Below are 20,646 nucleotides of genomic sequence, written 5' to 3'. Positions count from 1 at the left end.
TTAAGTGCCAACTCCGGCCGGCTTTGCATGCAGCCCCGAGTTCCTGTTCATAACTTTGATTATTCCGACAATGGCCCCCGCGACGAGCGGCGCAAGCAACAATCCTCCCGATAGAAATGCGGTGTTAAGTGCGCTCACGAGCAGCGTCAGAACGCCACCAAAGGCCGCGGCCATCATCGCGATGCCGATCGTGGTTTTGCCATTTACCAGGTAGATCAAGTCAATCAGCCGACAGGCAGCGCCCGCCAACGCACTGAAGACGATCACACCGCCATATGAAAAATCGACCCAGGCGTCGGCAATGAAGAGCGCGTTGCTGGTGGCGTCTTTGGTATTGTGCCAAAGCTGCGAAATGATCGTGAACGCTGGGACGTAATCGAGTCCCATCATCGCTGCCAGCGGCCTGATATTCGCACCCCAGGTGTGAGGGTACTTGGCCGGAAAAGCGCCAAACGTTTCGAGAGCCGACTCGCTTGGCACTTCAAATATCCGGTAATAAAGAAATCCCCAAGGTCCGAAACTGTCGTAGACGGATATCGTGAGCCTGACGACGACGTACAGGATCAGAATGACTGCAGACAGGACGACAAGGGCGCTCCGCCAGGTCAGCTTGTTGCGAAACACAAGCAGGCCGGCCACGATCAGCTGAACAAGGAAAAATGCAGGAGGCGCCCTGCTCAAGATCTCGGATTTTCCGATCAAGACCGCAACAAGAAGCAAGCCCGCCACCGATAGCAGACCCCACGAGCGGTTGACCCAACCCGACAGCAGTCCCCATACGACCAGCATCGGTGCCACTGCACCTAACGCCATCCGATAAAGATAGTTTGGGCTCCCCCCGTTGTTCAGGCGGAATGCAGCCCTTGCTGCCTCGTCTCCGGTAATGGACAAAAACGATCCAATGGTTCCAAGGTGATCCTCGCTAAAAGAGATCCATGCCAGGAACAAAGTCAAACAGACCACGATCACCAGCAACACGCGGGTCCCGCCGACGCTGTCTCTCAGGGCTTGTGAATTCCAGTCGGCTAATGCGATTTTTAATGACGCAGCCCGCCCCGGAATCAAGCGGTCAACAATCTCGACGCTGGCGACGACGCCAATGAACATCAACGCAATCGAGATATTCATCGCAACAATGATTGCGCCGAAATCGGATGAGGCTGACTGAATCATGCTGTACATGACCGACATGCGCCCCTCCGAGCCGGACAATCGAGCAATCAGCATCGCCTTTTCGCCCGATGACAGCACGAAGCTGAGATATGCCGGTCCATAAATAAGAAGCAATGAGGCCAGCAACATCGTGGTCGCGGTCAGAAAGAGCCGCAGCCTGCCGCACAGATAAACTGCGGCGCAGCAGATCGACAAGGCTGTCAACACATAGCTTGCCACGAGCATGATCACCTCCGCCACCGTCGGCGCTGCATCGAACGCCGGGGAGTCGATGGAATTTCACCACCCGAGAAGAACCGGGCGGGAGCGAAGGGGTTTGCAATAATCGTCTCTTTCAAGACGCCATCACGGCAGGCGAGCCAGGACCCACTTCATATGGAGATAGGGCCAAATCCGTCCCGCCGACTCCCAATCCCACGACCTGTCACGATTCAGTTTCAAGACTGCCTTCTCGAACGCCGGCTCATCGACCAGTTCCGTGAAGGCCTCAACCTTCTTTGCCAGCAAGGATGCGGTCCAGGAAGAAAGCGGTCCGTTCAACCATTCCGGCATCGGCGAATTGAAGCCGATTTTGCGCTTTGCGGTCCGGATGGATTCCGGCATGCAGCCGGCCATGGCTCGACGCGCAATCAACTTCGAGTATCCGTCGGCGTACTTGGCCTCTTCCGGAAGAGCAACCGCATAGGTCACCAGCCGCCAATCCAGAAAAGGCATCCGCACTTCTATCCCGTGCGCCATCGACAGGCGATCGAAGTTGCGCAGGATTGTCGGCAGAACGGTTCCATGGAGCATCCGATAGAGCCTGCGATTGAAGGAACCCCACTCGGTTGGCAAACGGTCCTCATCGCCAACCACAGCGAAGCCCCGTGGAAGCGAGGAAAGCCCGCCCCGCAGAAAAAAATGGCCTCGTCGCTTGAGGAGTGCCGCGCGCGCGAAATCCACCGCGTTTGCCCAAAACCGCCAGCGCTCCGTGATGCCAGAAAGAACGTTACGCATCCAAAACGCCCCCGCACCGCCCGCCTGCAGATACCCCCCCATCAATTCATCAGCACCATGGCCATCGAGCGAAACAAGCACTTTCTGGCGACGCAATTCCCGATAGATCAACCAGACGGCCGTGGGCAGGCCAATATAGACCTCGTCCATGTCTTCGAGCACGCGATCGAAATCCCGCAAGGCGTCGTCATCACCGATTTGCAGTATCGTGGGCTCAACACCGGCCCAGGCCGCGGCCTCCTCGGCCTGTGGCCGTTCGTCGTTGGGAGATCCCGGAAACGACGCGACAAATGCGTGCCGCCAGGCATGATTGCCACGCGGCCCCATCCCCTTCTTCTCGGCCTCGGACATCGTACAAATGATGGCAGAGGAATCGAATCCACCGGACAGGCAGGTGCCAATCGGCACGTCACTGCGCATCCGCAAAGCCACGGCATCTCGAAAAATCTGGCCGAAACGTTCGACCCGCTCGGCATCATTGGAGGGTAACTGAGGCAGATGATCCAGCGTACGCCACCAACGCGTAACGCTGGTGCGGCCGCCCCTTATCCAAAGATGGTGTCCTCCCTGTAACCGCTTGATTTCCCGGTGCAGGGTCCGTTCGCTTCCTTCTATGCCAAAGGCATCGACCATGATCCGGCGCGCAGCATCTGCATCAATGTCGGTAGGCACCAATCCGGATCGAACAATGGCACGCATTTCCGACGCAAACACCAGGCGGCCATCCGAAACCGAATAAAGCAATGGTTTGATGCCGAACCGGTCGCGGGCCAGGAAAACGTCGCCAGAGACCTTGTCCGCGATCGCCAGGGCCCACATTCCGTTGAAGCGCAGGAGCATGTCCGATCCCCACGCCTGCCAGGCGGCGAGGATAACTTCCGTATCGGACTCGGTGCGGAACGGGACGCCCGCGGCTTGCAACTCTGCCCGCAATTCCAGGAAGTTGTAGACCTCGCCATTATAGACGATGACAAAACGGCCATCCCCCGAATGCATCGGCTGATCGCCACGGGCGCCGGGGTCGATAATCGCCAAACGCCGATGTCCGAACGCGATCCGCTTGTCATCGCTGAACCAAAATCCAGCACCATCGGGACCGCGGTGAGAGATCAGGCCGGTAATTTTCTCGATAGCAGATGGAGCGACAGCTTCGCCGCGCAGATCGACGATGCCAGCAATACCGCACATGAATCAGATGCTCCGCGCAGGAAGAAACCGCGTTACGATGCGATACAGATCCCGCCGGCAAACTGCTCCGTAGGGGCCGATGCTGGAAACGGCAATGACAGCCATCAGGATCGCCGCGGCCGAAAGAACGTAATAGCCGGCAACCTCCCACAAAGCGGCACCTTGATCTATCCCATAGTTCGTAATCCAGACTCGCAACAGAATTGCACCGACGACCCCTACTACAATGGGCATCAGGACAAAATGCCAGACCCGCAACCCGACGTCTGACAAGGCGAAACTCCGCCGCAGCAGTAGCGTCATGACAACCATCTGGGCCAGCGCACCGGCACACGAACTCCACCCCGCCGCCGGCCATCCAAAATAGGGAAGCGCCATCGCACTGGTTCCGAGGGTGAGTAGCGCGGTGATCAGCGCGATCGCGGCGTTTGCGCGTGTCCTGCCCTTCGCCAGGAGATAGAACGTGAAAACGTTGGTACCGCTGCCAAGGATGCCTGCCAACGCCAGCACGATCAGCACACGCTGGCCTTCGGCAGCAACTTCCGGGCCGGTCCATAAGTACAGCACATTACCAGCGACAGGAATGAGAGCTCCGAGCACGGTTACGGCCAGTACGTTCAGAATCCATGACGCGCGAAAAAACAGGTCGCCGACGCGCTCGTCGCTTTCGCCCTGCATTGCACTGAAAAAAGGAAACAGAATCTCGCCGATCTTGAGGACGCCAATGTAAATGGCCTCCTCCAGGCGCTGCGCAATCGAATAGTATCCGACGTTCTGCGGCTGAAGAAACATGCCGAGCAAATAGCGCTCCGCCTGTCCGGCGACCAATCCACCGCTCTGCGCCAGCGCCTGCCATTTGCCGATGTGCAGGAGAGTTGCCAGCGATCTGGAATGCAGCGCCGGAAACGCCACCACATCGGCACATAGCAGCCGCGCCAGCAGTATCGACAGCAACAGATTGACTGCAAAACCGATCATTTGACAGGCCATGAAAGTCGACGGCTGCGGCCACTGCGGGATCAACAGAAGCATCGAAAGTGTCGACGCCACGCTGCCTGCGACGTTCACCAGGGCCAGCCGTGCGTAATCTTGATGGGCCGTGAACAGCGCCAGACATACGCCGGCGATGCACTGGAACAGCCATCCCAGCGCACCGAAAGCGAACGCGGCGAAAAGATCGGCCGCCAGGTCACCGCCCAGATGAAAAACGCGCTGAGCAAAGGCCGGCCCAACGAGCCAAAAAAGGCCTGCAAGTGGAATTCCTACCGCCAGGCTGAGAAACAGCGCTGTTGCAAAAAACTGTCGGGTCTCATGGCGCGCTGCGGCTGCGAGCGTTCGGGCAAATTCGCGCGTCGACATCATGGCGAGAGAGCCACTGAAAATGAGCGCAGGTGCAATGGTGGCGATTACAAGCCCCGCCATCCCGAAGGATGCAACGCCCAATTTACGGACGACAAACGGCAAGATCAGCAAGTTCAACCCGACGCTGACGAGGAATGCCAGGGCGTTCCAGGTCGAATTTGCCAGCAGTCGGGAACCGCTCTTCATGAGAAATTCGCAACCATTTCATAATCGATATCGCCTGCACTGCGCAGCACGACTAACCAAAGGCGCGAATGAGATCGACCACGGTCTTCTGTTGCGGCGCCGTGATTTCCGCAAACATCGGCAATGACAAGATCCGGCTTTGAGCCCGATGCGCATTCGGAAACTGCTCTGGACGATGCTCCAATCGTCCATAGGCCTCCAGAAACGGAAGCGCCACCGGGTAGTTGACGGCGGTCTGCACGTTGTTTGCGCTCAGGTGGGCGGCGAGCTTGTCGCGCTCCGGATGCTGGATGGTATAAAGATGATACACATGGGTGCGGTCCGGAGCCACCTGGGGAACAACAACGTCTTCGATCTGATTGAGGCCGGCATCATAAACCTTTGCCGCCGCCTGCCGAGCCTGCGTCCACCGAGTGAGATGCGGCAACTTTGCCGAAAGGATAGCGGCCTGCAAGCCGTCGAGGCGACTGTTGATCCCCTCGACACGATGCTGATGTTTGACAAGGCCACCGTGTCGCGCCAGCACTGCCATTCGTTCGGCAAGATCCGGGCGACCGGTAACAATTGCGCCAGCGTCTCCCATCGCTCCGAGATTTTTCCCGGGATAGAACGAATAGGTCGCAGCGTCCCCGAACGTGCCGACTTGTTGGCCTCGGTATTCGGCCAGATGAGCCTGAGCGCAGTCTTCGATCACCCACAGTTTGTGTCGACGCGCGATCTGCATGATCGCGTCCATGTCGGCCGGCTGACCGTAAAGATGGACCGGAATGATTCCAACCGTCCGCGGCGTAATGGCATTTTCGATCGCGGCCGGATCGATCGTGTAGGTGCTGGCGTCCGTGTCACAAAAAACGACGTTCGCACCGGCATGCGTAATCATGGCCGATGTGCTGATCCAGGACCACGCGGTCGTAATCACCTCGTCGCCGGGCGAAACTCCCAAAGCCCGCATCGCGACGTAAAGAGCGTCCGTGCCGTTGGCGCAAGACACGCAATGGGGGGCGCCGACGGCGGCCGCAAACGCAGTTTCGAAATTATCGACGTACGGACCACGTATGAAGGAGCTGTCACGAATGACGCCCGCGATCGCGGCATCGATTTCCGACTTGATACTCTCATATTGCAGATGGAGGTCGGCGTAGGGCACGGCCATGGGATGGAGCCTCATTTCGAAACAGTCGCCGTCAATGGCGCCGAATTAGACGTGCCGGATTTCCGGCGTAGGATCCGGGCAACGTAATGTCCTTGGTAACGACCGCGCCGGCCCCGATCACGACATCGTCGCAGATTTCAACCGGAAGAATGGACGCCCCCGATCCGATCGATACGCGATTTCCGATTTTCGTGCGGCGCCACAACTCCTTGCGGCCTCGCGCCGGGCCACCCGTCGAAAACGTGTCGTTGATGAACATCACCCCATGACCGATGAAGCAATCGTCGCCGATCGTGACAAGCTCGCAAACAAACGCATGGGACTGAACGCGCGTTCGCGATCCAATCCGTACTGATTTCTGGATTTCGGTGAAGGGGCCGATAAAGCAATCGTCGCCAATTTCGCAACCGTAAAGATTGCAGGGCTCGACGATGCTGACGCGAGCACCGAATACCACGTCACGCACGCCCACCTGTCGGATTTCGGGCTCGTTCATGGCAGTTCGCCGAGGCGGCATAATTGCGGGGCAAACTTTAGAGAGACTTCTTTGCCGGTCTCAATGGACTCATACAACGCAGATATCAATTCAAGGCTCTTTCGACCCTGAAGGCCATCGACAAGCGCGGGACTCTGATCGTTGAGGCATTTGACGACATGTTCGTAATAAGCCTGGTGGCCAAAACCATAGACGTTTGGCGGATTAACCGAGAACCTTTCGATAACCTCTCGGTCTGAATCAAGCTCCTTTGAGAACTGCCAGTGCCGGATCTTGTTGACGGCAAATCCTGCAATCTCAACGGCTCCCCCTTCACCGAGTATCGACAGCGAGCCTTCGAGATCCGTTGGCCTGACTGCCGTTGTCGCCTCGATGATTCCGAGCGCACCGTTCTTGAATTTTAGCGTCGCCACGGCAGTGTCTTCGGCTTCGATGTTCACCAGCGCGGTTGCCGCCCTGGCGTGTACGCTGACCACGTCGCCGAAGAACCACTCGAGCATATCAACGTGGTGACTTGCCTGGTTGGCCAGCACGCCTCCATCATATGCCCAGGTTCCACGCCATTTATCCTGATCGTAATAGGCCTGATCACGACACCAGCGCACCCTGACGGTTCCCAGGATCAACCGTCCGAAGCGACCGGCCTCGAGCGCTTCGCGTGCCTTTATCACGGGGACATTGAACCGGTTCTGCTTCACGACGAAAAGCTTGACGGCAGCAGCATCGCAGGCGTTCATCATGGCATCGGCGTCGTCGAGCCGGAGCGCCATCGGCTTTTCGACGATGACATGCTTGCCGGCCTTGGCAGCGGCAATGGCGTGAGCGGGATGCATCCCGCTGGGCGTCAACACCGAAACCGCCTGCATATCCTTGTGGTTCAGAAATTCATCGATGCTGTAGAAGGCCGGCACGCCAAACCGCGAGGCAATCGTGTCGGCCCGCTCGCGCACGACGTCGCAGACTGCAACCAATTTGGCCCCAGCGATATGGCCGCCGCCAAGAAGATCGGCGTGACGCTTTGCGATACGTCCGCACCCCAGCAAGCCAAATTTGATCACTGATCACCCAATTTGCGGTTCGCCACGAAGAGCTCTCAAATTCAATTCGGGGCTATTCGATCCCGTGCGACACCGGCATCGCAAAATCAACTTGCCCACCCCGCCGAACCGTTTTCTTCGGATAGCCGAAGCAGCTATGTTTTTCAACAGCTTGCATTGCTTTGAGGCTCCTGGTTACCAGTAATGCGGGTCAGGCCAGACGCGACCGCATCGACATCAATGGTGAAGGGAACTGCGACGCAGGGCGCCTTTGGACACCTATCGACGCGCAGTGGTCAGCGGTCTCATTATACCACACCGCACCTCTGCACGAAGGCTCTTTCAACATCCTTAAGTTGCATCATCGACAACACCCCTATCGCTGACGCTATTTCAAGCCTGGATCGCTCCTTCCGCCCTATGCCGCGAAAAGTGACCGGTCTATACCGGCTGAAGAGTGGAACAACGGAGATAACTCTCGACCATCGACCGGTCGCGGGTGCTTGAATTCTGGGAGCGGTATCGATTTGCTAGGATTGGATGAACGAGCTGAACACAACAAGACTGCGACGAAGAGTCTGGTTATAGGAGCCACCGGCCTTGTCGGCGGCTACATCGTTGAACGCCTGATCCGCAGCGGTCAACGCCCCCTTGCCTTGTCAAGGGCCCCGCGGGATGGGACGGGAATCGATTGGTTTTTAGGTGACCTCGAAAAGCCCGAAGCTTTCAAATTCCCGGAATTTGCGACCCTGTTCTGCACGGCAAGTGCTGCGATGTTGTCCAGCGCTCTTCCCTATCTGTTGAATCCTTCCCTGAAGCGAATTGTTGTCTTCACCTCGACAAGCGTCATTACCAAGATTGACAGCGAGATTGCTTCCGAACGAGCAACCTTGACCCGGCTGGCTGAAGCGGAGCGCAACATCGAACGCATCTGCTCGCAGGCCGGCATCGAATGGACGATATTGCGGCCGACACTCATCTATGCCGAAGGACGGGATCACAATATTACGCCGTTGTCGCGGCTCATCCGGAGATTTGGCTTTATGCCCCTCGTCGGGGGCGCGCAGGGTTTACGCCAGCCCGTGCACGCGGAGGACTTGGCCATCGGCGCGGTCTCCGCGGCATTGAGCCAAGCCGCTGCAAACAAGATATATTCGTTGCCCGGCGGCGAGACCCTCACCTACCGCGAGATGATCGGCCGAATTTTTGACGGGATGAAGTTGCCGCGACGGACACTCTCGATACCACCTCTGTTGTGGCGGGCTGGATTTGTCGTCGCCAAGCCCTTGTTCCCAGGCGCCAACGCCGCAATGGGCATCCGGATGATGAAGGATATGGCCTTCGATTCAACGCCTGCGGTACGCGACTTCGGATGGAAGCCGAGAAATTTCTTTCCGGTCTTCGATTAGGTCGACGTCCCATCAGTCGCCAAATACCACCGTCTTCCGGCCGTTGAGGATCACACGATCTTCGAGGTGATGGCGTATCGCGCGGGCCAGCACGCGACGCTCGATATCGCGGCCCTTGCGCGAGAGATCTTCCGGCGTATCGCGATGGCTGATGCGTTCGACATCCTGGTCGATGATCGGGCCTTCATCGAGGTCGCGCGTCACATAATGTGCGGTCGCGCCGATCAGTTTGACGCCGCGCTCATGCGCCTGGTGATAGGGCCGAGCGCCCTTGAAGCCCGGCAGGAACGAGTGATGGATATTGATGCAGCGGCCCGAAAGCGCCTCTGACATCTCATCCGAGAGAATCTGCATGTAGCGCGCCAGCACCACGAGGTCGGTGCCGCTGTCCTGCACCAGCTTCAGGACCGCCTGTTCCTGTTCGCGCTTGGTCTCCTTGGTGACCGGCAGATAGTGGAACGGGATCTTGCCGAAATCGAGATTGTCATAGGTCTCACGCGGATGATTGGAGACGATCGCCGTCGGGATCATCTCCAGTTCGCCGGTGCGCCACCGATAGAGGATATCGACCAGGCAATGATCCGATTTGGAAGCCAGCAACATCACCCGGCGGCGGTTTGCGCGATCGCGCATCTGCCAGTCCATGCCAAAGCGGTCGGCGATCGCGGTAAAGCCGGTCTGCAACGCCGCCAGTTCGACCGCGAGGTCCGCGGCGGTGAACACCACCCGCATGAAGAATTTTTTGGTTTCGATATCGTCGAACTGCTGGGCGTCCAGAATGTTCTGCCCGTTATGGGCGAGAAAGGTCGACACCGCGGAGACGATGCCGGGGCGGTCGGGGCAGGACAGGGTCAGGACGAACTGATGGTCGGGCATGGCGCGGACTTGATTACAATTCAGGCAGTGGCGGGGAACGCTTGTTAGCGCCCTGCTCTATCACCACCAATCGGCTTGCGCCAATCCGGAAACCGGGGTCATGATGAACAAAGCACAACGATCGGCGTTGGAGCGAGGCCATGGCTGACAGACTGAACGGCTACCGTATCCTGATCCTGGAAACGCGCGAGGAAGCGCAGTTTTCCCGCCTGCTCTCCGAGCAAGGCGCGGACGTGCTGCAATGTCCGATGTTCACCATTCACGACGCGCCCGATCCGGCGCCGATCGAAGCCTGGATCAGGCGGTTCGTTGCCGCGCCTTGCGACGATCTGGTGCTGATGACCGGCGAAGGTCTCCGCCGCCTGATGAAGGTCGTGCGCCGCATCGGCCTCGAACCGGAATTCGTGGCCGCACTTGGCAAGACCCGCAAATTCGCGCGCGGCCCCAAACCGGGCCGGGCGCTGCGCGAAATCGGGCTGGAGCCGCAGGTGACGACGGAAAAGCCGACCTCCGAAGGCATCGCCGAGATGCTGTCGCGCATCGACCTGCGCGGCCACCGTCTTGGGCTGCAGCTCTACCCGGACAAGGATCACAGCGTCCTGGTCGGTGCGATCAGGGCGCAGGGCGCCGAGGTCGATATCGTACTGCCCTATGTCTATGACGCGCAGGCCGCCGACGCCAACATCGTCACCGCCATCGACGAGATGGCACAGGGTCGCATCGATGCGATCGCGCTGACCAATCTGGGCCAGGTTCGCCGCCTCGTCGAAGTCGCGCGAGCACGTGGATGCGAGGCACGGTTGCGAGAAGGGTTGGCGCAGACGCCGATTGCTTCGGTGGGCCCCGTGGTTTCCGACGAACTGAAATCCCACGGGCTGCGCGCCGAGATATCGCCGGCCGAGGACGCCTACTTCATGAGGCCGCTGATATCGGCGATGGCGGCGGCGCTGGGAAAAAACCCGCCGCGTGCGAGGGCTGCGAAGGCGTCCTAAACAACCCCTCGGCAGCGATCACTCGGCCGCTTGCTTGGATTCGTTCAGGTAAGCCTGATAAGCGAGCTTGAGGCCGTCCTCGAGCGAGGTGCTGGCGCGCCAGCCGAGCTTGGCGAGCCGGCCGCTATCGAGCAATTTGCGCGGCGTGCCGTCGGGCCGCGAGGTGTCATAGCTGATCTCGCCGGCATAGCCGACGGTCGCGGCAACGAGCCGGGCGAATTCGGCGATGGTGATGTCGTCGCCGAGGCCGATGTTGACGAGCTCGCCGCTGGAATAGGTTTTCATCAAATGGACGCAGGCGTCGGCAAGATCGTCGACATAGAGGAATTCCCGCCGCGGCGTGCCGGTGCCCCAGACCACGATGTTTTTCGCCCCCGAAACCTTCGCTTCGTGGAATCTGCGGATCAGTGCAGCCACGACATGGCTATATTCGGGATGATAATTGTCGCCGCGGCCGTAAAGGTTGGTCGGCATCACGTTGATGAAGTCGGAGCCATACTGGCTGCGATAGGCTTCAACCATCTTGATGCCCGCGATCTTGGCAATTGCGTAGGGCTCGTTGGTTGGCTCCAGCAGTCCCGTCAGCATGGAATCTTCGTGCAGCGGCTGCGGCGCCAGCTTTGGATAGATGCAGGAGGAGCCGAGAAACATCAGCTTCTCGGTGGCGTTGACATGGGCCGCGTGAATGACGTTGGTCGCGATCACCAGATTGTCGTAGAGGAATTCGGCCCGCAGCGTGTTGTTGGCGACGATGCCGCCAACCTTTGCCGCCGCCAGAAACACCGCTTGCGGACGCTTGGCGGCGAACCATTTGTTGACCGCGGCCTGGTCGCGCAGATCGACTTCGGCGCGCGCGATCGTCAGCAGTTCGACGTCCTCCTGTGCGAGCCGGCGCACCAGCGCCGCACCGACCATTCCGCGATGCCCGGCGACGAAAACCGTCTTGCCCTTTAGCTCAAACGGAACCCTGGCCATTGGCAACCTCTCGTCGTGCGGCCGCAAGATCGCCTGCGACCATTTCCTTGACCAACTGGGCGAACGGCGTTTTCGGCTTCCAGCCGAGCTTCTCCCGCGCCTTACTGGCATCGCCGATCAGGAGATCGACTTCGGTCGGCCGGAAATACATGGGATCGATGCGCACGACGACCTTGCCGGACTTCTTGTCGATGCCTTGCTCATCGACCCCCGCGCCGCGCCATTCAATGGTGCGGCCCACTTCCGCGAACGCCAGTTCGACGAATTCGCGCACCGAGCGGGTCTCTCCGGTCGCAAGCACGAAATCGTCGGGTTCATCGATCTGCAAGATCTTGTGCATGCCTTCGACGTAATCGCGCGCATGACCCCAGTCGCGCTTGGCCTCGAGATTGCCGAGATACACCGTTTCCTCGAGACCGGTCTCGATCCGGGCCACGCTGCGCGTGATCTTGCGGGTCACAAAGGTCTCGCCGCGGATCGGGCTTTCATGATTGAACAGGATGCCGTTGGAGGCGAACATGCCATAGGCCTCGCGGTAGTTCACCGTGATCCAGTAGCCATAGAGCTTGGCCACGGCGTAGGGCGAGCGCGGATAAAACGGCGTGGTTTCCTTCTGCGGCACTTCCTGAACCAGGCCATAGAGTTCCGAGGTCGAGGCCTGGTAGAACCGCGTCTCTTTTTCCATGCCGAGAATCCGGATCGCCTCCAGCAGCCGCAGCACCCCGATGCCGTCGGCATTGGCGGTATACTCCGGGCTCTCGAAGCTGACGGCGACGTGGCTTTGGGCGGCGAGATTGTAGATCTCGGTCGGCCGGACCTCCTGCATCAGCCGGATCAGGTTGGTGGAGTCGGTCATGTCGCCGTAATGCATCAGGAACGGCACGTTGCCGGCATGCGGGTCCTGATAGAGATGGTCGACCCGCGCCGTATTGAACGAGGACGACCGCCGCTTGATGCCGTGCACGGTGTAACCGAGACCAAGTAGATACTCGGCCAGATAGGCGCCGTCCTGCCCGGTGACGCCCGTAATCAGCGCGACGCGCTGCTTCGAATCTTGAGCCGCCATATTCTCTCCAACACCCCGGCGCCGCCTCAAGGCAGCACGAACGCCAGTAAGTTCCCCGGCCGCGGACACCCCAACCCTTCCGGGTACGTCCGCGGGGCCGGCAAAGCCCCTCGCAGCCCCATTCGCCCAGCCGAACCGGACGCGCAAGGGGCTTCAACCACGCGGCGCCGGCCATAGCATCCGGCCCCAGCGGAGTCTAATCCCAAAACCGTTTGGAATCAGACCTTTAGGTGCCCAGCGCGGGCCAGCCCGCCGGTAAAGCTATTCCAGTCAAAAACACGACCCGCGGCGCGCGGATTTCCAGCGTCACTCGCCATAGCGGCGTAACCGATCGAGATCGATGATGGTCACACCACCATATTCCAGCCGGAGCAGACCTTCCTTCTCGAGCCGCTTCAGGCACTGGTTGGCATTTTGCCGGGAGATGCCTGACAGCGCCCCGATTTCCTCCTGCGTGATCTCCAGATGCGGCGTGAGGTCGGGATACAGAATCGGATTGAACAAGGAGGCGATCGAACGCGCCAGCCGCGCGGTCGCGTCCAGCGTGCGGCCGTATTCGAGCAGCCCGATGAACTGGCCCAGACGCTCGTTGAGTTGCCGAACCAGGAAGCGATTGAATCCGACGCTGTTCTCGAACAGCCAGATAAAGGTCGTGCGGTTCATCATCGCCAGACGCGTGTCGCGCAACGCGACCACGTCGTAGCGACGTGGCTCGTTCTTGAGCACGGAGCCTTCGCCAAACCAGGCGCCTGCCGTCAGGCCGGCAAAGCTGGCGGCCTTGCCGCCGCGGGATACGATCCCCATCCGGGCCAGACCCGTGACCACGCCGGTCCAGTATTCGAATGGGTCGCCGCGCATGAAGATGAATTCATTGGCGCGGTAGGATTTTTCGACGATGCCGGCGCGCGCGATGTCGATCTCGCGTTCGTTCAGCTCGCGTGACCAGGACGCAATGCGTTTCAGGGAATCCGGGGCAATCATGATCTCATCGACTCATCGCCTGCGACCTTTGCCTTCATCATATTGCGCCGCAACAACAACCCCAAGTCCCTACCAGGCTCCATAGGAGCGGAAACCTGCCGCATGACGACACGATCGAAAATTGCTGACCAATTGTCAGGCACATGACATTTCAACGCAACGCTTTCCACTATTGAGAGCCACCTCGCATCAGCCGGCTGATGGCCCAACCGGGCGATCGGACGACGCGCGGGAGCGGTCGGGAATTGCGGGTGCGGCGTTACCGCGCATGTATTCCTGCCAACGGGCGGGTCGAACGCCTCGCGGCGCTCGGCATTAGTCGGATGGTCTCGTAATAGCCGCCGATGTAGGATCGCGAGAGCGATTGAACGACGAGATAAAGAGCGCTGCCTAAGCGCCGTATCTGGAGGGAATGAGTGGCTTACACGTTGGAAGTGCGCGGGGTGTCGTTGCGCTTTGGTGGCGTCCGTGCGCTGACCGAAGTCAGCTTCGGCGTGAACGATGGCGAATTGTTTTCGATCATCGGCCCGAACGGCGCCGGCAAAACCTCGATCGTCAATTGCATTTCGGGCCGCTACAAGCCGACCGAAGGCCAGCTTTTCTATCGCGGCCAGGACATCACGGGTCTAAATCCCAACGCGCGGCCCCGGCTCGGCATCGGCCGTACCTTCCAGAACCTGGCGCTGTTCCACCATATGAGCGTGCTCGACAACATCATGGTCGGGCGGCACCATTTGCTGAAGAACAACTTCATCACGGGATCGCTGTACTGGCTGACCGGCGCGCGGCGCGAGGAACTCGAGCACCGCCGCAAGGTTGAGGAGATCATCGACTTCCTCGACCTGCAGTCGGTGCGCAAGGCCACCGCCGGCACCCTGCCCTACGGCTTGCGCAAGCGCGTCGAGCTGGCGCGCGCCATGGCGCTGGAGCCGCAGCTGATCCTGCTCGATGAACCCATGGCCGGCATGAACTTCGAAGAGAAGGAAGACATGGCGCGCTACATCGTCGATCTCAACGAAGAGTTCGGCATGACCGTGATGATGATCGAACATGACATGGGCGTGGTGATGGATATCTCCCACCGCGTCATGGTGCTGGATTTCGGCCGCAAGATCGCCGAAGGCGACCCGGCCGCGGTGCTGGCCGATCCCCATGTCAAACGCGCTTATCTCGGTGAAGAGGACGAAGCCCTGGTCGATCCGGACGACAGCCCGGCGGAGAGCGCGGCATGATGGATTACGCCGGACGCGCCGCAAAGGCCGACACCTATCCGAAGCTGCTCCGCCTCAACGCCAAGGAGCACGGAGGCGAGATCGCGCTGCGCGAAAAGGATCTCGGGTTGTGGCGCGTCTTCACCTGGAATGACTACCAGACCCGGGTGCATGATTTCGCGCTGGGCATGACCGAACTTGGGCTCGGGCGCGGCGACGTCATCGGTATCATCGGCGACAACCGGCCGGACTGGATGGCGGCCGAGATCGCAACGCACGCCATCGGCGGCATGAGCCTTGGCCTCTATCGCGACGTGCTGGATGAGGAAGCCGCCTACCTCTTGAGCTATGGCGAAGCCAAGCTGGTGTTCGCCGAGGACGAAGAACAGGTCGACAAGCTGCTCGCGCTTGCTGAGCGCGTGCCCAACCTCAAGCACATCATTTATTCCGATCCGCGCGGGATGCGGAAGTACGACGACCCGCGCCTGATGGAAGCCGACAAGTTGGTGGCGATGGGGCGCGACCGCGCCGCGCGCGACAGCGGCCTCTATGACCGCCTGGTCGACGCAACAAAGGGCGAGGATGTCGCCATCCTCTGCACCACGTCGGGCACCACGGCCAATCCCAAGCTCGCAATGCTGGCGGCCGGGCGGGTGTTACGGCATTGCGCGACGTATCTCAGCTTCGATCCGAAGGGACCGGACGACGAATACGTCTCGGTGCTGCCGCTGCCCTGGATCATGGAACAGGTCTACGCCCTCGGCAAAGGACTGCTCTGCCGGATGAAGGTCAACTTCGTCGAAGAGCCTGAGACCATGATGCACGATTTCCGCGAGATCGCGCCGACCTTCGTGCTGTTCGCGCCGCGGGTCTGGGAATCGATCGCCGCCGATGTCCGCGCCGGCGTGATGGACTCCTCGCCGCTCAAGCAAAAGCTCTATGACCTCGGCATGAAGGCGGGCCTGGCGGCGCTGGCCGAAGGCAAGCAGTCCCTGCTCGCCGACCAGCTGCTGTTCCGCGCCTTGCGCGACCGCCTCGGTTTCACGCGGCTGCGCTCGGCCGCCACGGGCGGCGCGGCGCTGGGGCCGGATACGTTCAAATTCTTCCAGGCCATGGGCGTGCCGCTGCGCACGCTCTACGGCCAGACCGAATTACTTGGAGCCTACACGCTGCATCCGGCCGGCAAGGTCGATCCGGATACGACGGGCGTGCCAATGGCATCCGACATCGAGATTCGCGTCGATAACCCCGACGTCAACGGCGTCGGCGAAATCGTGGTGCGTCACCCCAACATGTACCTCGGCTATTACAAGAATCCGGAAGCCTCCGCCGCCGACATGAAGGATGGCTGGATGCATTCCGGCGATGCCGGCTATTTCAACGACAACCGGCAGCTCGTGGTCATCGACCGCATCAAGGATCTCGCCGAGACTTCGCGCGGCGAACGCTTCTCGCCGCAATATCTGGAGAACAAGCTGAAGTTCTCGCCCTACATCGCCGAGACCGTCGTGCTCGGCGCCGGCCGCGACGCGCTGGCCGCGATGATCTGCATCCGCTACTCGATCATCTCGAAATGGGCGGAGAAGAACCGCATCTCGTTCACAACCTACACCGACCTCTCCTCGCGCCCCGAAGTGTATGAACTGGTGCGCAAGGAAGTCGAATCCGTCAACGCCACGCTGCCGCCGGCGCAGCGCATCTCGCGCTTCCTGCTGCTCTACAAGGAACTCGACGCCGACGACGGCGAACTCACCCGCACCCGAAAAGTTCGCCGCAGCGTCATCAACGAGAAGTATGCCGGGATCATCGACGCGATCTATGGCGGCAAGCGCGACATTCCCGTCGACACCGTGATCCGCTTCCAGGACGGCACCACCCAGCGCATCCGCACCACGCTGCGGGTGGTCGATCTCGGCGCCAACGCGCCGCTCGCGGAGGCCGCGGAATGAACACCCAGCGCAAATACATCGAGGTGCCCATTGATGCGCCCTCTCCCCTTGTGGGAGAGGACATCACCGCTGGTCGCAACGAACTCACTTCGGTGAGGGGTCTCTCTCCGCACATGTGTATGCGGAGACCACCCCTCACCCGTCTTCGCTTCGCCGTAGCCGATGCGAAGCATCGGCGTTCTATTTTAGGACGGCGGCCGAAGGCCACCTATGCCTCTCCCACAAGGGGAGAGGGGAAGAAGCGCGCGCCTCTGACGAGTCAATTCGCATGAACACCCAGCTACTGATCCAGCTCCTCGTCAACGGCCTCGTGGTCGGCACGCTCTATGGCGTGGTCGCGATGTCGTTCGTGCTGATCTACAAGGCCACCCAGGTGGTGAATTTCGCGCAAGGCGAACTGCTGCTGATCGGCGCCTGGGTGTGCTGGTGGCTGCTGACGAAGTACCAGGTGCCGTTCTATCTGGGCATGCCGATCACGCTGGTGTTCATGTTCCTGTTCGGCATCGCCATCCAGGTGGTGATCCTGCGCCCGATGGTCGGTGAACCCATCATCTCGGTGATCATGGTGACGATTGCGCTCTCCACCGTGTTCTCCGCGCTGATGAAATGGATGTTCGGCGTCAATCTGCAGCCGTTCCCCCGCGTTTTCACCACCCAGAACGTCAACATCCTCGGACTGCAGGTGCAGACCGTCTATTTGATGAGCCTTGCGGTTTCGCTGGCGATGATGGTGGGCATGGCGTGGTTCTTCCGCCTGTCCAAATACGGCCTTGCGATGCGCGCCACCGCGTTCAACCAGCAGGTGGCGCAGTCGCTGGGCATCTCGGTCAAGAGCGTGTTCGCGATGGCCTGGGCGATCTCGGCAACGGTCTCGGCCGTGGCCGGCGTCGTGGTGGCGGTCGTCAACGGCGTCTCGGCAGGACTTTCGGCCTATGGCGTCAAGGTGTTTCCGGCCGCGATCCTCGGCGGCCTCGACAGCGTCGGCGGCGCCGTGCTCGGCGGCATCATCATCGGCCTATTGGAGAACTTCGCGCACTTCCTCGACAGCGAGTATCTGCACTGGGGCAATCTGTACGAAATCGCGCCGTTCTATGCACTGATCATCATCCTGATGATCAAGCCGTATGGCCTGTTCGGCACCAAAGACATCGAGCGGGTATAATACATCATGGCAACCCAGACCCTGATCCCCGCCGGCGATTTCCGCACCACCTATGCGGCCGACACCACCGTGTTTCCGACCAGGACCAGCCGCAACGCGATGATCGTTGGCATCGTCCTGATCTGCTTTGCGCCGCATGTCCTCAACGAATACACCCTCAGCCTGCTGATCCAGATCGGCATCTTCGGCATCGCAGCCCTCGGCCTCAACATCGTGGTCGGCTTCACCGGACAGATCTCGATCGGCCACGCCGCCTTCTTCGGGTTCGGCGCTTTCACGTCAGCCTATCTGTCGAACCGGTTCGGCATCCCCGTGTTCTTCTGTATTCCGCTTGCGGGCGTGGTCACGGCAGGGGTCGGCCTGATCTTCGGGCTACCTGCCGCGCGCCTGAAGGGACTCTATCTCGCGATCGCAACGCTGGCCGCGCAATACATCCTGCTGGATTTCTTCGCACGCGCTGAATGGTTCACCGGCGGCAGCGTGCCTGCGAGCGCCGAGCCGTTCTCGATCTTCGGCTACTCGCTGCGCGGCGATAAGAAATATTTCTACGTCGTGCTCGCTTACGTCGTCGTCTGCTATCTGCTGGTGACCAATTTGATCCGTTCGCGCGACGGCCGCGCGCTGGTCGCGGTGCGAGACCACTATTTGTCCGCCGAGATCATGGGCATCAACCTCACCAAATACCGCACGCTGTCGTTCGGCCTCGCCGCCTTCTTTGCCGGCGTCGGCGGCGCGCTTTACGCGCATTACAACCAGGTGGTCTCCAACGAAGGTTTCGGCATCGACCGCTCGATCATTTTTCTTGCGATGATCATCATCGGCGGCATCGGCTCGGTCATGGGCACGCTGATGGGCACGGCCTTCATGGTGCTGCTGCCGGAGTCGATGGAATGGCTCAGCGTCGCGCTGCGCGACAGCCCGATCGACCAGTTCCTCGGATTGAAGAACAACATCGCTTTCCTGCGCGAGATGGCCATCGGCATCATCATCATTATCTTTCTGGTCTTTGAACCGGACGGACTCGCGCACCGCTGGCGGCGCATCAAGGCTTACTGGAAACTCTACCCGTTCTCGCATTGAGGAAGGAACGGGACCGACGACAAAAGACCTCAACAAAAGACCGGAGGAAATATAATGACGATGAAGATTTTATTGAGCACTGCCTCGCTTGCGCTCCTGCTCGGCGCCACTTCAGCCAGCGCGCAAGCCCCGATCTCGCTGGGTCATCTTGCCGATTATTCGGGCGCCACGTCCGACGTCGGAACGCCGTTTGGACAGGGCGTCGCCGACACCTATGCCTGGATCAACAAGAACGGCGGCATCAACGGCACCCAGGTCAAGGTCGATACCGTCGACTACGGCTATCAGGTGCCGCGCGCGATCGCCCAGTACAAGAAATGGTCGGGCGCCGACAAGGTTGCAGCCATTCTCGGATGGGGCACCGCCGACACCGAAGCCCTCACCGGCTTCCTCGCCGAGGACAAGATCCCCGACATCTCGGCGTCCTACGCCGCAGCGCTCTCGGACCCGACCGGCGCCGGCGGCAAGGCCAAGCCCGCCCCCTACAATTTCTTCTATGGCCCGAGCTATTCGGACGCCGTTCGCGGCATGCTGACCTGGGCTGCCGAGGACTGGAAGGCCAAGGGCAAACCGGGCAAGCCGAAATATGTCCATATGGGCGCCAACCACCCCTATCCGAACGCGCCCAAGGCCGCAGGTGAAGCCATCGCGGCTGAACTCGGCTTCGAGCTGCTGCCGCCGATCGTGTTCGCGCTGACGCCGGGCGACTACAGCGCGCAGTGCCTGACCCTGAAGAGCTCCGGCGCCAACTACGCTTATCTCGGCAACACCGCAGGCTCGAACATCTCGGTCCTGAACGCCTGCAAGGCTGCCGGCGTCGACGTTCAGTTCCTCGGCAACGTCTGGGGCATGGACGAGAATGCCGCCAAGGCCGCCGGCGCCGCCGCCGACGGCGTGGTGTTTCCGCTGCGCACCGCCGTGGCCTGGGGCGGCAACGCTCCCGGCATGAAGACCGTGATGGACATCTCCAAGATGTCCGACGCGGGCGGAACCGCCTACCGTCCGGTCCACTACATCGCCGGCGTCTGCACCGCGCTCTACATGAAGGAAGCCGTCGAATGGGCCGCCAAGAACGGCGGCGCCACCGGCGAGAACGTCAAGAAGGGCTTCTACCAGAAGAAGGATTGGGTGCCGGCCGGCATGGACGGCGTCTGCAATCCGTCAACCTGGACCGACAAGGACCACCGCGGCACGCTCAAGGTCGATCTCTACCGGATGAAGGTTGCCGGTGCGACCGACGCGCCGCTGAACGATCTCGTCAAGAACGGCGCGATCAAGCTCGACAAGGTGAAGGTCATCGACCTGCCGCGCAAGGCCGAATGGCTGGGCTGGTAAGGTTAGGCGCGACAGCAGG

At 60.4% G+C, this 20,646-nt stretch carries 17 protein-coding genes; 7 read left to right on the top strand and 10 right to left on the bottom strand.

Annotated elements, in window-relative coordinates; translation table 11 throughout:
• The 6 genes from JQ641_RS18790 to JQ641_RS18765 form a co-directional block, all read right to left on the bottom strand.
• Complete coding sequence (locus tag JQ641_RS18790; RefSeq protein ID WP_211997473.1) at nt 1–1,398, bottom strand: hypothetical protein; 1,398 nt, start codon at nt 1,396–1,398, stop codon at nt 1–3.
• A gap of 120 nt (nt 1,399–1,518) precedes the next feature.
• The gene (gene asnB / locus JQ641_RS18785; protein WP_211997472.1) at nt 1,519–3,357 is read right to left on the bottom strand and encodes an asparagine synthase (glutamine-hydrolyzing); all 1,839 of its coding nucleotides are present in this window, start codon (nt 3,355–3,357) and stop codon (nt 1,519–1,521) included.
• A gap of 3 nt (nt 3,358–3,360) precedes the next feature.
• Entirely contained in the window at nt 3,361–4,905 is a 1,545-nt protein-coding gene (locus tag JQ641_RS18780) for a lipopolysaccharide biosynthesis protein (protein WP_211997471.1), read from the bottom strand.
• Nucleotides 4,906–4,957: 52 nt separating this feature from the next.
• Complete coding sequence (locus JQ641_RS18775) at nt 4,958–6,058, bottom strand: DegT/DnrJ/EryC1/StrS family aminotransferase (protein WP_211997470.1); 1,101 nt, start codon at nt 6,056–6,058, stop codon at nt 4,958–4,960.
• Nucleotides 6,059–6,089: 31 nt separating this feature from the next.
• Complete coding sequence (locus JQ641_RS18770; RefSeq protein ID WP_211997469.1) at nt 6,090–6,554, bottom strand: acyltransferase; 465 nt, start codon at nt 6,552–6,554, stop codon at nt 6,090–6,092.
• The gene (locus tag JQ641_RS18765; RefSeq protein WP_211997468.1) at nt 6,551–7,612 is read right to left on the bottom strand and encodes a Gfo/Idh/MocA family protein; all 1,062 of its coding nucleotides are present in this window, start codon (nt 7,610–7,612) and stop codon (nt 6,551–6,553) included. The genes JQ641_RS18770 and JQ641_RS18765 overlap by 4 nt, the downstream gene beginning before the upstream one ends.
• Nucleotides 7,613–8,127: 515 nt before the next feature.
• Between JQ641_RS18765 and JQ641_RS18760 the strand changes: the two genes are divergently transcribed.
• Nucleotides 8,128–9,000 (top strand): SDR family oxidoreductase, encoded by an 873-nt coding sequence (locus tag JQ641_RS18760; protein WP_211997467.1) that lies wholly within the window; start codon nt 8,128–8,130, stop codon nt 8,998–9,000.
• Nucleotides 9,001–9,012: 12 nt separating this feature from the next.
• Here JQ641_RS18760 and purU read toward each other — a convergent pair whose 3' ends face one another.
• Entirely contained in the window at nt 9,013–9,876 is an 864-nt protein-coding gene (gene purU / locus JQ641_RS18755) for a formyltetrahydrofolate deformylase (protein ID WP_211997466.1), read from the bottom strand.
• 140 nt (nt 9,877–10,016) lie between these two features.
• Between purU and JQ641_RS18750 the strand changes: the two genes are divergently transcribed.
• A complete protein-coding gene (locus JQ641_RS18750; protein WP_211997465.1) occupies nt 10,017–10,868 on the top strand; it encodes a uroporphyrinogen-III synthase in 852 nt (283 codons plus the stop codon).
• 18 nt (nt 10,869–10,886) lie between these two features.
• Here the strand turns inward: JQ641_RS18750 and fcl are convergent, their stop codons facing one another.
• The 3 genes from fcl to JQ641_RS18735 all read right to left on the bottom strand — a co-directional run bounded on the left by fcl (nt 10,887) and on the right by JQ641_RS18735 (nt 13,890).
• Nucleotides 10,887–11,843 (bottom strand): GDP-L-fucose synthase, encoded by a 957-nt coding sequence (gene fcl / locus JQ641_RS18745; RefSeq protein ID WP_211997464.1) that lies wholly within the window; start codon nt 11,841–11,843, stop codon nt 10,887–10,889.
• Nucleotides 11,824–12,909: a GDP-mannose 4,6-dehydratase gene (gmd, locus tag JQ641_RS18740; protein ID WP_211997463.1), complete on the bottom strand. Its 1,086-nt coding sequence runs from the start codon at nt 12,907–12,909 to the stop codon at nt 11,824–11,826. The genes fcl and gmd overlap by 20 nt, the downstream gene beginning before the upstream one ends.
• 306 nt (nt 12,910–13,215) lie before the next feature.
• On the bottom strand, nt 13,216–13,890 hold the full coding sequence (locus JQ641_RS18735) for a Crp/Fnr family transcriptional regulator (RefSeq protein ID WP_192737874.1): 675 nt from the start codon (nt 13,888–13,890) through the stop codon (nt 13,216–13,218).
• Between the two features lie 416 nt (nt 13,891–14,306).
• On the opposite strand from JQ641_RS18735, the gene JQ641_RS18730 reads away from it, so the two are divergent.
• The 5 genes from JQ641_RS18730 to JQ641_RS18710 all read left to right on the top strand — a co-directional run bounded on the left by JQ641_RS18730 (nt 14,307) and on the right by JQ641_RS18710 (nt 20,627).
• The gene (locus JQ641_RS18730; protein ID WP_211997462.1) at nt 14,307–15,122 is read left to right on the top strand and encodes an ABC transporter ATP-binding protein; all 816 of its coding nucleotides are present in this window, start codon (nt 14,307–14,309) and stop codon (nt 15,120–15,122) included.
• Nucleotides 15,119–17,050 carry a long-chain fatty acid--CoA ligase gene (locus JQ641_RS18725; protein ID WP_211997461.1) on the top strand — a complete coding sequence of 644 codons (1,932 nt, stop codon included), beginning with the start codon at nt 15,119–15,121 and terminating at the stop codon, nt 17,048–17,050. Before JQ641_RS18730 ends, JQ641_RS18725 begins: the two co-directional genes overlap by 4 nt.
• A gap of 268 nt (nt 17,051–17,318) precedes the next feature.
• Complete coding sequence (locus JQ641_RS18720; protein ID WP_211997460.1) at nt 17,319–18,212, top strand: branched-chain amino acid ABC transporter permease; 894 nt, start codon at nt 17,319–17,321, stop codon at nt 18,210–18,212.
• A 6-nt stretch (nt 18,213–18,218) separates the two neighbouring features.
• A complete protein-coding gene (locus tag JQ641_RS18715) occupies nt 18,219–19,292 on the top strand; it encodes a branched-chain amino acid ABC transporter permease (protein ID WP_211997459.1) in 1,074 nt (357 codons plus the stop codon).
• Between the two features lie 54 nt (nt 19,293–19,346).
• Nucleotides 19,347–20,627, top strand: a complete 1,281-nt coding sequence (locus JQ641_RS18710) for an ABC transporter substrate-binding protein (RefSeq protein WP_192737879.1) — start codon at nt 19,347–19,349, stop codon at nt 20,625–20,627.
• The last annotated feature ends 19 nt before the right edge of the window (nt 20,628–20,646 follow it).

Origin of the sequence: Bradyrhizobium sp. JYMT SZCCT0180 (genome assembly GCF_018130165.1) — a bacterium.
In the GTDB taxonomy this organism is placed as follows: domain Bacteria; phylum Pseudomonadota; class Alphaproteobacteria; order Rhizobiales; family Xanthobacteraceae; genus Bradyrhizobium.
The sequence above is the reverse complement of the archived record's forward strand: the minus strand, read 5'-3'. Positions and strand labels throughout refer to the sequence as shown.